The 13,541-nt window shown below is 35.1% G+C and carries 12 protein-coding genes; 4 read left to right on the top strand and 8 right to left on the bottom strand.

Going from position 1 to position 13,541, the window contains the following annotated elements:
• From ACM55K_RS12495 to ACM55K_RS12470, 6 genes are all read right to left on the bottom strand, one after another.
• On the bottom strand, positions 1-1,002 hold the full coding sequence (locus ACM55K_RS12495) for an LLM class flavin-dependent oxidoreductase (RefSeq protein WP_416850588.1): 1,002 nt from the start codon (positions 1,000-1,002) through the stop codon (positions 1-3).
• 101 nt (positions 1,003-1,103) lie between these two features.
• Entirely contained in the window at positions 1,104-1,619 is a 516-nt protein-coding gene (locus tag ACM55K_RS12490) for a cupin domain-containing protein (RefSeq protein ID WP_416850587.1), read from the bottom strand.
• A 52-nt stretch (positions 1,620-1,671) separates the two neighbouring features.
• Positions 1,672-3,300, bottom strand: coding sequence for an alpha-amylase family glycosyl hydrolase (locus tag ACM55K_RS12485; protein ID WP_416850585.1), 1,629 nt, complete (start codon positions 3,298-3,300; stop codon positions 1,672-1,674).
• Positions 3,301-3,312: 12 nt separating this feature from the next.
• The gene (locus tag ACM55K_RS12480) at positions 3,313-5,037 is read right to left on the bottom strand and encodes a glycoside hydrolase family protein (RefSeq protein ID WP_416850584.1); all 1,725 of its coding nucleotides are present in this window, start codon (positions 5,035-5,037) and stop codon (positions 3,313-3,315) included.
• Between the two features lie 49 nt (positions 5,038-5,086).
• Positions 5,087-6,376, bottom strand: coding sequence for an MFS transporter (locus ACM55K_RS12475; protein ID WP_416850583.1), 1,290 nt, complete (start codon positions 6,374-6,376; stop codon positions 5,087-5,089).
• The gene (locus tag ACM55K_RS12470) at positions 6,376-7,434 is read right to left on the bottom strand and encodes a glycoside hydrolase family 130 protein (protein WP_416850582.1); all 1,059 of its coding nucleotides are present in this window, start codon (positions 7,432-7,434) and stop codon (positions 6,376-6,378) included. Before ACM55K_RS12470 ends, ACM55K_RS12475 begins: the two co-directional genes overlap by 1 nt.
• Positions 7,435-7,675: 241 nt before the next feature.
• On the opposite strand from ACM55K_RS12470, the gene ACM55K_RS12465 reads away from it, so the two are divergent.
• From ACM55K_RS12465 to ACM55K_RS12455, 3 genes are all read left to right on the top strand, one after another.
• On the top strand, positions 7,676-8,458 hold the full coding sequence (locus ACM55K_RS12465) for an RMD1 family protein (RefSeq protein WP_416850580.1): 783 nt from the start codon (positions 7,676-7,678) through the stop codon (positions 8,456-8,458).
• A 408-nt stretch (positions 8,459-8,866) separates the two neighbouring features.
• Complete coding sequence (locus ACM55K_RS12460) at positions 8,867-9,076, top strand: Fic family protein (RefSeq protein ID WP_416850616.1); 210 nt, start codon at positions 8,867-8,869, stop codon at positions 9,074-9,076.
• 167 nt (positions 9,077-9,243) lie between these two features.
• A complete protein-coding gene (locus ACM55K_RS12455) occupies positions 9,244-9,954 on the top strand; it encodes a DUF4339 domain-containing protein (protein ID WP_416850579.1) in 711 nt (236 codons plus the stop codon).
• An 87-nt stretch (positions 9,955-10,041) separates the two neighbouring features.
• On the opposite strand, the gene ACM55K_RS12450 is transcribed toward ACM55K_RS12455, so the two are convergent.
• Together ACM55K_RS12450 and ACM55K_RS12445 are read right to left on the bottom strand one after the other, a co-directional pair.
• Positions 10,042-10,617 carry a DNA polymerase ligase N-terminal domain-containing protein gene (locus ACM55K_RS12450; protein ID WP_416850578.1) on the bottom strand — a complete coding sequence of 192 codons (576 nt, stop codon included), beginning with the start codon at positions 10,615-10,617 and terminating at the stop codon, positions 10,042-10,044.
• Between the two features lie 98 nt (positions 10,618-10,715).
• The gene (locus ACM55K_RS12445) at positions 10,716-11,078 is read right to left on the bottom strand and encodes a hypothetical protein (protein WP_416850577.1); all 363 of its coding nucleotides are present in this window, start codon (positions 11,076-11,078) and stop codon (positions 10,716-10,718) included.
• 330 nt (positions 11,079-11,408) lie between these two features.
• Between ACM55K_RS12445 and ACM55K_RS12440 the strand changes: the two genes are divergently transcribed.
• Positions 11,409-13,511 (top strand): M3 family metallopeptidase, encoded by a 2,103-nt coding sequence (locus ACM55K_RS12440; RefSeq protein ID WP_416850576.1) that lies wholly within the window; start codon positions 11,409-11,411, stop codon positions 13,509-13,511.
• Positions 13,512-13,541 lie beyond the last annotated feature (30 nt).

Genomic DNA, 13,541 nt, shown 5'->3' with positions numbered 1-13,541 from the left:
CTATTTTAAAGTATCGATAACTTCTTTCATGAGTCGCAAACTTTTCAATTTCTCCTGATGATTAAAAATGGGACTGGTAATCATCAATTCATCAATCTGGGAATAAGCTATAAATTGCTGCAATTCGGTTGTTAATTTCTCTTTGTTCCCCACAAATGAACAGGCTGTCATTTGATTTACATGAAAAAGTTCCTCATCACTCATAATACCATCTAAAGAATCAACTGGAGGTTGCAGTCCTTTTCTATCGTTTCGTATTAAATTCAGAAACATTTGCGTTAAACTTGTTGACAAAATTTCAGCCTCTTTATCGGTATCGGCGGCGATCGCATTAACACATGCCATAGTTTTGGGTTTGTCCAAAAATGAAGAGGGCTGAAAATTGTCACGATAAAATTCAAACGCCTGTAACATCTGTTTGGGAGCAAAATGCCCTGCAAATGCATACGGCAATCCATTGGCAGCAGCTAACGCAGCACTGTCCATACTGGAACCTAAAATCCAAATAGGGACTTTTGTCCCCTCTGCAGGAAAAGCTCGCACATTTGCCGTAGCATTTTCCACTGAAAAATAATCTTGGAGTGCAGCCACATTTTGTGGAAATCGTTGTGATTGTTCAAAGAAATCTTTTCGAATGGCTTGAGCGGTTAGCGAGTCGGTTCCTGGTGCTCTTCCTAAACCCAAATCAATCCGGTCAGGATAGAGCAGTTCTAATGTTCCAAACTGCTCCGCAACGATAAGCGGCGAATGATTTGGCAACATAATTCCACCTGAACCAACTCGAATATTATGTGTTTGACTGGCAATATAACCAATCAGAACAACCGTTGCCGAACTAGCGACGTGTGCCATATTATGATGTTCGGCTAACCAAAATCGGTTATACCCCAAACTATCGGCAAGTTGCGCCACCTCTTTTGTTTTTTGCAATGTTTCGCCTGCATCGCTATCTTGGGTAATTATTGCTAATTCTAGTATAGAAATTGGAATATTGTTCATCATTTAAATTTCAAATTTTGAGCAAAATTAAGCATTTACACCAAAGACCTATATTCTTGGGTGTTAATTGAATTATAATGTTTTAAAACTAAAAAAACTTTTATTTATCTGCCGAAGTCATCCTGTAAACGAACGATATCCTCTTCATCGGAAGGATTTTCAGGGTCGGTATGTTGCCAAATTTCGGCTACTATTCCCCATGAATCCAATCCTATTAAGCGATGACGTTCTCCTTTGTCCATTTGGATAAAAGTACCCGGAGCCAATTTTTGAAGTGCTCCTTCTTCGTCTGTCAAGCTAGTCTTAACTCCTACAACTCCGGAGAGTATTTTCCATATTTCTGCTCTGCGATGATGAAATTGCCATGACAAACGTTTATTTGGAGCAACTACCAAAATTTTCGGACTCAACTTATTTGTAATTCTGATCGCATCCATTCCAAGATGTGGAAAAAATTTAGCGGCAAAAGCACTCGCCTGGCTTTCATCAATTACAAAAAAGCCTCCCCAAGGACGCGTTTCATCTTGTTTTATAACCTTGAAATTTTCTTGTTTTAACGCTGCTGCAATTTGTTCAAAAACAGTGCTTTTTTCTAAATTATCAGGTAGGTTCAGATTCATTTTTATGGTTTTAAAAGTAATAAATATTCGATTGATGTAATTTCTGCTAATATTATTTTCTGTAAATAATAAAACTGTTTGGTTTTAATTTTGGATTTCCCATCAGGATTTTTACTCCTTTTGGAAGCTTGATTTCTTTTGCTAAGCCAAAGTTAATGACCACGGTGATTTTGTCTCCTTCAAAAGACCGGGTAAACAAAATTTGATTATCACTATGTTCCAATCGGTCGTATTTTCCATATTGTAACACTTTTTCATTATTCCGTAACGCAATCAATTTTTTGTAACTATTGAGAATAGCATTTTCTTTGTTCATTAAATGCTGAACATTGACTTGTTTGTAATCCGGATTAATTTTAATCCACGTTTTCTGGGTTGAAAATCCTGCAAAAGCATTTCCATTCCATTGCATTGGACTTCGGGATTTATCACGGTTGTGCTCATTCCCTTCAATAAGTGCTTCATCAGGGTTTTTACTTTTGGCTAAAGCCAATTCATAATGAGTTCTTCCCTGGATATCTACCATTTCATCCAAGTTCTTGGCAATACTATTATGCATCCCAATTTCTTCACCATAATAAACAAAGGGAACTCCTTTAGCGGTAAGCATCAAAGCCGCTAATGCCAACCCTTTATCCGGATTCCCATCGGCTAATCGGTCCATCATTCGGGGCATATCATGACTTCCAAAAAACAAAGTGGGATAATTGCTCATGTTTTTTTCCATGCTTTGCAATTCGTCAAAAATACGTTGCGAGGAAAATGTTTTGATGCTTCCAAAGTTAAAATTAAAAACAACATCCAACAAATCTTGTGACTGATACTGCTTTAAAACCTCGATTTTGTCGCTTCCTATTTCGCCAACTATGAAACGATTATCATACTCGCTTACGGTCGATTTTATAATTCGCATGGCATTTTTCACTCCTTCTTGATCTATGTCGTTACGATGTTCTTGCTGTCCGTCTTTGACAGGATTATCAGCTGTAATTCCATTAGTCGTTAAAAAATTAATCACATCCAATCGAAATCCATCCACACCAGTATCCAGCCAAAATCGAAGTACTTTTTGAACCTCAGCAACCACTTTAGGATTGGACCAATTGAGATCGGCCATTTTTTTATCAAACTTATGATAGTAATATTGATTTGTCAACGTATCCTTTGCCCATGCAGTTCCGCCAAAAAAAGATTCCCAATTGTTGGGCTTATCGCTCCAGATGTAATAATCCCGGTACGGATTGTCAATTGATTTCCGGGATTCTTGAAACCACTTGCATTCCGTAGAAGTATGATTCAAAACCATATCCATAATTACTTTGATTCCTTTTTTATGCGCTTCAGTCAAAAATTTATCAAAATCAGCTTTGCTGCCATAAGTGGGATCTACCTCGTAATAATTAGCAATATCGTACCCATTGTCCACCTTTGGCGAAGTCAGAAATGGTGTGAGCCAGACTCCATTTATACCCAATGATTTCAAATAATCCAGCTTATCAGTCATTCCTTTAAAATCCCCATAGCCATCGCCATTGCTATCTGCATAACTGGGCATATAGATTTGGTAAAACACCGATTCTTTCCACCAATTTTGTGAGTACTGCGTATTTTGTGCCACTACTAAACTAGTATTAAACATAATGAAAGAAAGCAGTGCAACGATTAACAGATTCGATTTCATAAGCTAATCCTTTTATTTTTTCTGTTGAAAGTTATAATCTACAACAACACCGTTCACCAGCATTTTAGAACCTTCATAGGTTATTTTACCGCCAGAGGGAACACAAACAATTACCGCAGCACTTTCTGGTGCAATCTTTACTTTAGCCGAAGAAGAAACGTTACGGGCAACAAAACGTTCAGAAACTGTATTATACAAATCCACTTTTTTTCCTTGCTCTGTTTCTATTGAAACTTTTTTCTTAGTGGTATAAGGGTTATAATATAAAAAAGAAGGATAGGCTTTATCACTATAAAAATCAGTAGCCAGTAAATTCAATTGTAAAATCCCCGTAACATCAGTTGCACGGATAATACTTCCAAAAATACCTGCGTGTCCGCTGCCATAAACACTGAATTGAGATTCCTTTGGATTTTCTCCAAGTACCCAAAGTGGTCCGTCACCTTGTGCAACAGGTCCTTTTAAATGTTCATGCTCTTTATAACTGGATTGACGAATGATACCCTCATATCCGATTACTCCTTTGCTAACCTCAGCAAGATGCGGAATCGTTTCGTGCTCATCCGGCATGTACTGCGGATAAAAAAAACGGGATGCATTAGCTGCATTTAACATCCATTTACCAATTGCTGTCGCATAGGATTGATTGTAGCGAACCATTGGAACCAATGGCCAAGCCATATCATAAGTGTTCATCAAAAAACCATAACCACCGTGATCTACTGTACTACCAACTGTTCCTGAAATATCAATTCCATTCCAGTTACCCACCAATACTCCCCAACCTTCACGACATATTGCGGTTCCGTCGAAAGTCCAACCCAGCATTCTATTGGTGTCGTATTGCTTCCCTTCTTCAGCATTTATTCTTGCCGCTAAATAAGCACCAAATGGCATTAATAATTCATACGTTGGATTTATAGGTTGTGATTGTAGTGCGGATAAAGCACTTTTGGCTCCTTTTAAATATCTTGGATCTCCAAACTTTTTATACGCTGCATATAAAACCCAAGCATGTCCCGCCGCTGCATCAGGCTGCGCACAGATATTATTTTTCATGGGTTTCATTTTGCCATAATCAAAATAGGAATAGTTATAATTCCCATTCAATATAGAATCGGCCTTGAAGAATTTTTCGGCAATACTTTTAGCGATATCATCAAAGCCCGGTTCGTTAGGATATTTATCATAAACGGCATAAAACAAGAGATTCGGATACACATCGTACCACCAGTCACGACCGTAACCACCTCCCAATAAAGCGACTTCCGGGCACGTATTATTCATCATAATATCCCAACCTGTTTCGGCATTGAAATAATTTTTCAGCATACCAACATAATTTAAATTTTGTTGCTTGCTTTTGTCTATTCCTACTAAACTCGCTCCTAATGTCGCTCCCATAGTAGCCAAAGCTTCATGAAACATACCTTTGTTATTTTTACCTTGCCTTACATCGGCCACTGCAGTATAGATACCTACAACGTCTTGAGGAAAATTTTTTTTGCTGCTGTCAATCCATACCATCGGCCAATATTTACCTTTGGCATTGAAATCATATACGGTACTATCAAAACGGACAGCCATTTTTTTATAATCGATGATTTGCAATGGTTTTGGCAAGTTGGGCATTTGATCCACACGAGCTATCTTTTGTTGTTTAACTTGGGCCGTTCCATTTATTCCGAAAAGGATAAAAAACAGCCCTGTGAAAGTGATTTTAAAAATAGTATTCATTCCTTGTTTTTATTTAGTTGCAACTATATTTTAAATAGTAACCGTTGTATTACACCAATTTTTCTGCTACTTCATTCAGCACTTTAACATCAATTTCTGTTTCATCCGGTGCAAGCAATTTTCCGTCCGCAATAATTTTTTTGGCTACATAAATAGAACTCAACTGCAATACAGCAACAATTACAATAGCGTATCGCAACGCAATTTCAGTAGAGATGGCGTAAGCCAAAACCAGAAATGTTCCAGCACCCAAAAAACGACCTACAAACAAACCCGCTTCATGATTTAAAATATAAGCAAACTCGCCTCTCTTTTCTATTTTTGAAACAATATCGATTACTTTAAACTGGATTGGGAAATAAGCCAAATCCATTAGTGGTTTTGCAATCAGCAACAATAAGATAAATAAAATTACGCCTGTTTGATTGAATAATAACCCATTGATTACAGCTCCTAAAGCAAATAAAGACAATCCGGCGGTAAATATTTTTATACGATCTGATGGTTTAGAAAGCCTTCCTAAAACATACATAATTACCGCAGCAATTACTGCTCCTATAGATTGTGCCGTTCCTAATGCTCCTTCTTTGCCTAATAATAACATGATAAGCATGGCGGGCGCCGTTACCAGAAAACCTTGTACCAATCCTTTCAACAAAGACAAGGACAGCAGTTTATACCATAACTGATGAAATTTAAAAAATACGTATCGTTTCTGTTCCGGGTTTTTAAAGGTCCCTCTAAAACAAACTATAGATGCCGCAACAGTCACTAAAAACACGATTCCGGTAATGATTAAATAAGCTGTATGTATCTGTGCTTCGTCTCCACTTGATTCAATAAACCAACCAATAGTAATAGGAATGATAACGGCTATAATGGTATAGAAAAAAGTTTCTAAACCATAATAATAATTTCGATTCGTATCATTGGTAATGGCTAATGCCAAATAATCCCGGTTAGACCAATAAAAACCAAAAGACAGTCCCATAGTAATTCCAGCAAATCCAATCCCTACTAAATCGAGTGTTTTCAACGACATCATAATCATCATGGAAACTCCGCTCAGCATCATTCCAGCCGAATATAATTTTCTAATGTTAAAATGTTTCAACAAATAGCCATTCAATAAAAAAGTAAGCGGAATTCCGGTGTAAATAGTAAGCTGATAAATCACCACTTTTACGGGATCATTGGAACTTCTCATCACATAAGCAGCCACAAAAATATCTATCACAGGCAAAACGATGGCATAGACCAGATTTGTAAGTACTAATATTTGAAAATTGTGGGTCTGACTTTTAAAATGACCAATTTCTGTTTGTAGTTTCTTGAACATTAGTTAAATTTTAAAAGTGAATAAATAGCTTTAATAGAAAACTCAGCACCACAAACAAACTCATCCGAAGCTCCGTAATAAATGGTAACGGTATCGCCATCAGGATGTACCACATGCCCGTTAGTAAAGACTACATTTCCAAAAAAACCTGTCAATTCATAGGTTGCGGTGGGTACCATAATAGGGTCTTCCGTTCGTGCAATTACTTTTGTCGGGTCTTCTAAATCCATTAAAAAAGCCCCTAAACAATATTGATGTGCGGCATTGGCTCCATGATAAATAGACAACCAGCCTTTTTCTGTTTTTATGGGACCAGCACCGGCACCCACTCTTTTGCTATCCCATAGACCGGCTCTGGTTCTAATAATACAATGATGATTTCCCCAGTGTAACCCATCAGGAGAAGAAGTGATCCAAATATAATTTCCTCCAATATCAACACTGCTCGGACGGTGTAAAGCGTAATACAACCCATTAATTTTTTTGTCAAAAATAGCACAATCCTTATTGTGAGGTGGCAGCATCATTCCGTGTGATTCAAAATTTTTCCAATCGGTTGTTGTGCGTAAACCTACTCCTACTCCATTATCAGAAACAGCTGTATAGGTAAGGTAATATTTATTTTCGAGCAGCGTTACCCTGCAATCTTCAACTCCAAATGTTTCCAGCACACCTTCACCAACTAAAAGCGGATAATTCTCTGGTTCATAAAAATGATGCCCATCCTCGCTGCACAATAATTTCAGGTGAGAAAGCGTAGTTAAATAATCAACTCCTTTATAATTAATGACTCTGGCATCACTTGCATCTAATTCGGGATCATCTGTAGGAATTTCGATAATCTTAATAGCTCCAGTTTCCGTTAAAATAGGAAACGAAATGATATTCTCTTTTTGTTCCGGTCTTTCGGCTACACGAACAATCAGCCATGTTTTCCCTTCAAATTGAAATACACCCGGATTGAGAAGACAGGTAATTTGTAAGCCTTCTCTACTGGCAGTTAAATCTGCAGGGGATAGTAATGGATTTTGTGTGAAACGTTTTGCAATATCTTTCATGCTATTCTATTTTTAGTTTTTAGTTTAAATCCAAATCCATTTCTGACATCGGAAAACGAGTAGTTAAACAGTAAATTTATTCATAAAATTAACAATCATTCTATTTATTTACAGATATATAGAAAAAACAACCCATTTTTATCAAGAGAGAGATTCCAACGTATTGATAAAAACAAAACAATGACGCAAAGACGGATATAAAATCTGAATTTTCCTTAAATTTGTATAAAATAGTTTGATTATGGAAATCAGAATCGAAGCTGTTCAAATTGCGGAATCCTTCAATATGAAGAAATTCCGTGCCGGTTTTCGTGCCGAAGCGCATTCGGGTTCCACTTCCGAAGTGTTTTATGCATTGGAAGAAAACGAGCGTTATTTATATGTTTTTGATTATGGTGTTGTGGTCTTTGCCAATTATGATGCAGTTGCCAAAAGTGAATTCGTGAATTTTATAAAAAATTACGCCACTACTTTGGTCGATTTGAATTTATCAGAAGAATACCGCATTGAAACCGATGAAACACTGCAAAAAGTCATTGTAAAAAACAATTATGTCACCGCTTCTCAAATAGATTCCTCCCTCATGCGAATCGTTATGCTTAATATTGCGCAATCTGTTGCACTTGAATATTACGAAGTATTGACTGACGAACTCATTACCTCTTCAAAACACTACATTCTCGAATTAGAACAACGCGGGAAACTCAGTATTTCTAAAACCAATTTACTAAAATACATTGGTAAAGTACTGAATGTCAAGAACAGTATTGTAGACAATTTATATATTCTTGACGACCCAAATCTCGTATGGGATAATGAAGAACTCAATCTGCTCAACCGCCACCTCAAAGCTAATTTTGATATTAATACCCGTTTTAAAGACCTCGATTATCGCTTGCAAATTGTAGAAAACAATCTTACATTGTTTACCGATGTACTGAACGTACGGGAAAGCTCCCGACTGGAATGGGTGGTTATCATATTAATTGCACTGGAGATTGCCATCGCGTTATTTTTTCATTAAAACCTAAAGTCTATTGCATCAATTTTCTCTTGCTTTACACAATAAACTCTAAAATATTTTTTTGATTCTTTATTCTATAAACAAAGTCCTTTTTGTTATTTTTGTTTTTATTACCATGTAAAACAAAAATCAAGAACCACTATTCCGCTAATTGACTACGAAATGGTTGAACGAAAATGATAAATTAGCGGCATAATGAGCGTATTATTTGAATTTAAAATTGCAGCTTAATGAATAATCAGATAGAAATATATAAATCTTCAGACAACAATGTAGAACTTCAAGTAAGTCTTGATAACGAAACTGTTTGGCTAAACAGAGAGCAAATCGCGGTTTTATTTGATAGGGATATCAAAACATAGGTAAGCATGTTAATAATGTATTAAATGAAGGGAAATTGGATAAAGAATCAGTTGTCGCAAAATTTGCGAAAACTGCAATGAAAAAGATGATTCTTTTAAAAGCTCCTTAGAAACAATTTATCAAACCTTTGACGGGATAGATTTATATCCCTCAGTACAAAGAAAAGCGGCACATTTATTGTGTTTTGTCACTAAAAATTATTCCTTTTCGGATGGTAATAAAGAATTGCAGCTTTTCTCTTTGTTTGGTTCCTAGATCGTAATGGATTATTGTATCACGAAACAAGAAAAGTTATTGATGATAATGCACTGGTAGCAATAACTCTGATGATAGCTGAATCCAAATCTGATGACAAAAACATGATGGTTAAAGTAACAATTAATTTGATTAACAATAAATAAGCACTCCATTAAATATTATAAATGAAAACCTATTACATTCATAACGGAACTGAAAACAGCGGTCCATTTCTCTTGGACGAATTAAAAGCTAAGAAAATAACAAAAACAACATTAATATGGTTTGAAGGTATGGACGAATGGAAATATGCCGCAGACATTCCTGAATTAAACAGTATTTTATCAGTAATACCTCCACCTCTAAACAGGATTCCCCTTTTGCCTAAAGAGGATGAAAAAGTAGTAAGTCAAACTATTTTAGGATTGGATAAAAGTATCTTTTTTTTAGCTTTTGGAATTATAACTTTAATTATTGTAACACTTATTTTCAATACTTATCAAGAAAACAGAAGTTTAGAATTTGACCAAAAAAATCACCAAACCGAATTTCAAAACCAACAAATTGAACTGCAACAAAAACAAACTGACGAGGAAAAGTTACAAACTGCTATTCAAGAAAAAATAGACTCAGATAGACTCTCTAAACAAAAAAAAGACTCTGTAAACTACCGAATTTCAGAAATCAAGAAAATAATCCTTGTTAACAATGCTAATTTAGAAGAAGATCAAAATAAATTAATTGATGCCAAAGATTTTAAATTATTAAGAACAGAAAGCGAAAGGGAGGAACAGATTAACTTGATAGAAAATGATATTATCCATTGGCAAAATGAAATTAAAAAATTAGAAAATGAAGCTGATCGATTGTATTTAAAACTAGAAACAATACATTAATACTGATTTATGAATTCTGTAGTAAAGAAAACTCCAAAGCTTCAAAACTTTGGAGTTTTCTTCTATTTAAACAACTTTTCAATCTATCTATTTTTCTAAACTTTCTAATGTTCTATTTGAAATTACAGACTTATCTTGTTCCAAAACATCCTCATCACTTGCATATTGGTCATTTTTCTTTATCAAAAGCCAAGTATTTTCCTCTTTCGTTTTTAGTTCTACCAATGCAAATTCACCTTTGAGCTTTTTTCCATTTAGAATAAAACTAAGATGTCCTTCTTTCAAATCAGATTTTAATTTTTTTTCGATATTGTCAGCACCTTCTTTGTCAGCTAAGGTATAGCTTCCATTATCCCAAATTATAACAGTTCCTGCTCCATAATTTCCTTCAGGAATAATTCCTTCAAAATCTTTGTAATCATAAGGATGATCTTCCACCATAATCGCCAGCCTTTTATCAGTGGGATTCATGGAGGGTCCTTTCGGTATGACCCAACTTTTTAATACACCGTCCATTTCCAACCGAAAATCATAATGCAAATGGGAAGCTGCGTGTTTTTGCATGACGAAAACTAATTCGGTTATTGATTTTTTAATTGCACCTTCGGGTTCGGCGGTAACATTAAAATTACGCTTTTGATTGTATTTATTTAAAGATATCATGATAAATAAAATTAGAGTTAAAATAAATCTAAAAGGTATGGAATTGATATATTCGTGAAATCAGTCAATAAGCAAGCTAAAAAATATTTAGATTGGGTTCAACTTTTTCCGGTATTCTCGTCTAAATTGCTGTGATTATCACCACCTATACTGTAATTATTATTTTCTTCATCTTCACTTCCCATGTCTTCCTTATCATCATCCAGTTCAGATCCGGGAACGTCTAAATCACTGCCAGATTCATCTTCCTCAAAATCTTTTTGATTCAATTCCCTTACATTATTAATTTCAACAGGTGCCTTCTTTTTAGTAATATCTTCCGGGTCAATTTCCATTTCTTTGTGGAACTGACTATACATATCTTCGCTTGGTGGATACAAAAGAGAATCCGGTACTTTATTTTTATCTTCCTTAACAGGTTTCATATTATTTAGATTTGATTTATCATCTTTATTCTTCATTTTAATGTTTTATTAAATTGATTTACAGAACACTAAGATAATCATTTTTAAACAAAAATGCATTTTATAACTATGAAAAAACATCCTCTAATCCTGATTTTATAACGGGAACCTTTTTTACACTTTTTTCTAATTTTAAGCTTCCTAATCAGTAAATAATTAATTCAAATTAATCATTGCTTTGGTGAGAATCCATTCTATTTTAAACAAGATTATTTTACTGCTAAATTTCTTAAAATAACATTAAATAACATGCTACAGTTTCTTAATCCAGTTGGATTCTGTTAAATTTACAGAAACTATTTTTTTATTTTTATAAACAACAACAAAATGGTACCAATTGAAGCCCAAGAAAACGACCTAAATGAAGCAATGAATCCATTTTTTCAGCCCTATAATACACCATATAATGTTCCTCCTTTTAATAAAATAAAAAATGGACATTTTAAACCCGCTATTTTAGAAGGTATTAAAATACATCAGGCACAAATTGATCAAATTGCAGAGAATATAGATGTACCCACTTTTGAGAACACTATTCTTGCCATGGAAAACGCAGGGGAATTTCTTTTGAATGTCAATATGGTATTTTCTAATTTGAATGGCGCAAATACCAACGATGAACTTCAAGATATAGCCAAAGAACTTGCTCCAAACTTAGCGGCTCACAACGACAATATCTATTTGAACGAAAAATTATTCTCGAAAGTAAAATCGCTTTGGAATGAAAAAGAAAAACTAAATCTGAATATAGAACAAGCTAAAGTTTTGGATAATTTATACAAAGCATTTGTACGAAGCGGAGCAAATTTAGCTGATTCAGAAAAAGAGAGACTGAGAAAAATAAATGAAGAACTTTCGCTGACTTGTTTGAAATATGGCCAAAATGTTTTGGCTGAAACCAATACATACAAATTGGTTATTGAAGATATAAACGATTTATCCGGATTACCGCAGGAATTAATTACTGCCGCTTTTGCCGAGGGAACATCAAAAGGAAACGAAGGGAAATGGGTTTTTACTTTATCCAATTCCAGTGTAATTCCGTTTTTGCAATATAGTGCCAATAGAAATTTAAGACAGCAAATCTGGGAAGCCTATCAAACCCGTTCCAATCATAATGATGATTTTGACAATAAAAAAAATGCCTTAAAATTGGCAAATCTTCGCGGAGAAAAATCCAGACTTCTTGGCTATGAAACGCATGCTCATTATGTTTTGGAAGAAACTATGGCCAAAACTCCAGAAACTGTATATAACCTTTTGAATGATTTATGGAAACCGGCTTTAGAAATTGCCAAAACAGAAGCCGCAGACATTCAGGAAATGATGAAAAAAGACGGAATAAATGATTCGGTGCAGCCCTACGATTGGCGATTTTACACTGAAAAAATCCGAAAAAAACGTTTTGATTTAGACGAGCAGGAACTAAAGCCTTATTTTAGTTTAGAAAATGTCAGAAAAGGCGTTTTTCAAGTTACCGAAAACTTATACGGCTTGCAATTCAAACCCTTACATGAAGTACCAAAGTACCATGAAGAGGTTGATGTTTGGGAAGTTTCAGAATCTGACGGAACGCATCTAGGTATTTTATATATGGATTTTTACCCCAGAAATTCTAAACGTGGCGGCGCCTGGATGACCTCCTACAGAACCCAAAAAACAGTAGACGGATCAAGACAAGCTCCAATAATTTCTATTGTTTGCAATTTTTCTAAACCCACAGAAAACAGTCCCGCTTTATTGACTTTTGACGAAGTGACGACTTTTTTCCATGAATTTGGTCACGCTTTACACGGATTATTATCGAATGTAACCTACAGAAGTTTAGCCGGTACAAATGTTCCAAGAGATTTTGTTGAATTGCCTTCGCAAATTATGGAAAATTGGGCCGGAGAACCTGAAGTTTTAAAAATGTATGCCAAACATTATCAAACAGGAGAAGTCATTCCAGATGATTTGATAAAAAAAATGCAAGAATCAAGCACTTTTGATCAGGGTTTTATGACCACAGAGTACTTGGCAGCTTCGTTTTTAGATTTAAAATATCACACTCAAAAGGCAACAATTACAATAGATGCCAATACTTTTGAGAAAAATGCAATGGACGAAATCGGTTTAATACAGTCAATTATTCCAAGATACAGAAGCACGTATTACAATCATATTTTCTCAGGCGGTTATTCAGCTGGATATTACAGTTATATCTGGTCAGGCGTTTTGGACTCGGATGCTTTTGAAGTCTTCAAAACAACCAATTTATTCAATCCTGAAAAAGCCAAATCATTTCGAAAAGACATTTTAGAAAAAGGCGGGACCGAAGAACCAATGGTTTTGTACAAACGTTTCCGTGGATCAGAACCCAGTGTTGTGCCTTTGCTAAGAAAACGAGGTTTAGACAAAAAAGAGCCTACAAAAACATCCGAAGGTTAATTGTTCCAAAAAGTAAAATATCCTATTCTT

Origin of the sequence: Flavobacterium arabinosi, assembly GCF_048158725.1 — a bacterium.
GTDB classification, from domain to species: Bacteria; Bacteroidota; Bacteroidia; order Flavobacteriales; family Flavobacteriaceae; genus Flavobacterium; species Flavobacterium arabinosi.
Note: the sequence above shows the minus strand (reverse complement) of the source record. Positions and strands in the feature narration are given on the sequence as shown.

Coding starts and splice junctions, on each gene's coding strand:
- ACM55K_RS12470 (WP_416850582.1), bottom strand. CDS start 7,434: ATGAAAGATATTGCAAAACGTTTCACACAAAATCCATTACTATCCCCT.
- ACM55K_RS12465 (WP_416850580.1), top strand. CDS start 7,676: ATGGAAATCAGAATCGAAGCTGTTCAAATTGCGGAATCCTTCAATATG.
- ACM55K_RS12450 (WP_416850578.1), bottom strand. CDS start 10,617: ATGATATCTTTAAATAAATACAATCAAAAGCGTAATTTTAATGTTACC.
- ACM55K_RS12495 (WP_416850588.1), bottom strand. CDS start 1,002: ATGATGAACAATATTCCAATTTCTATACTAGAATTAGCAATAATTACC.
- ACM55K_RS12440 (WP_416850576.1), top strand. CDS start 11,409: ATGGTACCAATTGAAGCCCAAGAAAACGACCTAAATGAAGCAATGAAT.
- ACM55K_RS12475 (WP_416850583.1), bottom strand. CDS start 6,376: ATGTTCAAGAAACTACAAACAGAAATTGGTCATTTTAAAAGTCAGACC.
- ACM55K_RS12445 (WP_416850577.1), bottom strand. CDS start 11,078: ATGAAGAATAAAGATGATAAATCAAATCTAAATAATATGAAACCTGTT.
- ACM55K_RS12490 (WP_416850587.1), bottom strand. CDS start 1,619: ATGAATCTGAACCTACCTGATAATTTAGAAAAAAGCACTGTTTTTGAA.
- ACM55K_RS12480 (WP_416850584.1), bottom strand. CDS start 5,037: ATGAATACTATTTTTAAAATCACTTTCACAGGGCTGTTTTTTATCCTT.
- ACM55K_RS12455 (WP_416850579.1), top strand. CDS start 9,244: ATGAAAACCTATTACATTCATAACGGAACTGAAAACAGCGGTCCATTT.
- ACM55K_RS12485 (WP_416850585.1), bottom strand. CDS start 3,300: ATGAAATCGAATCTGTTAATCGTTGCACTGCTTTCTTTCATTATGTTT.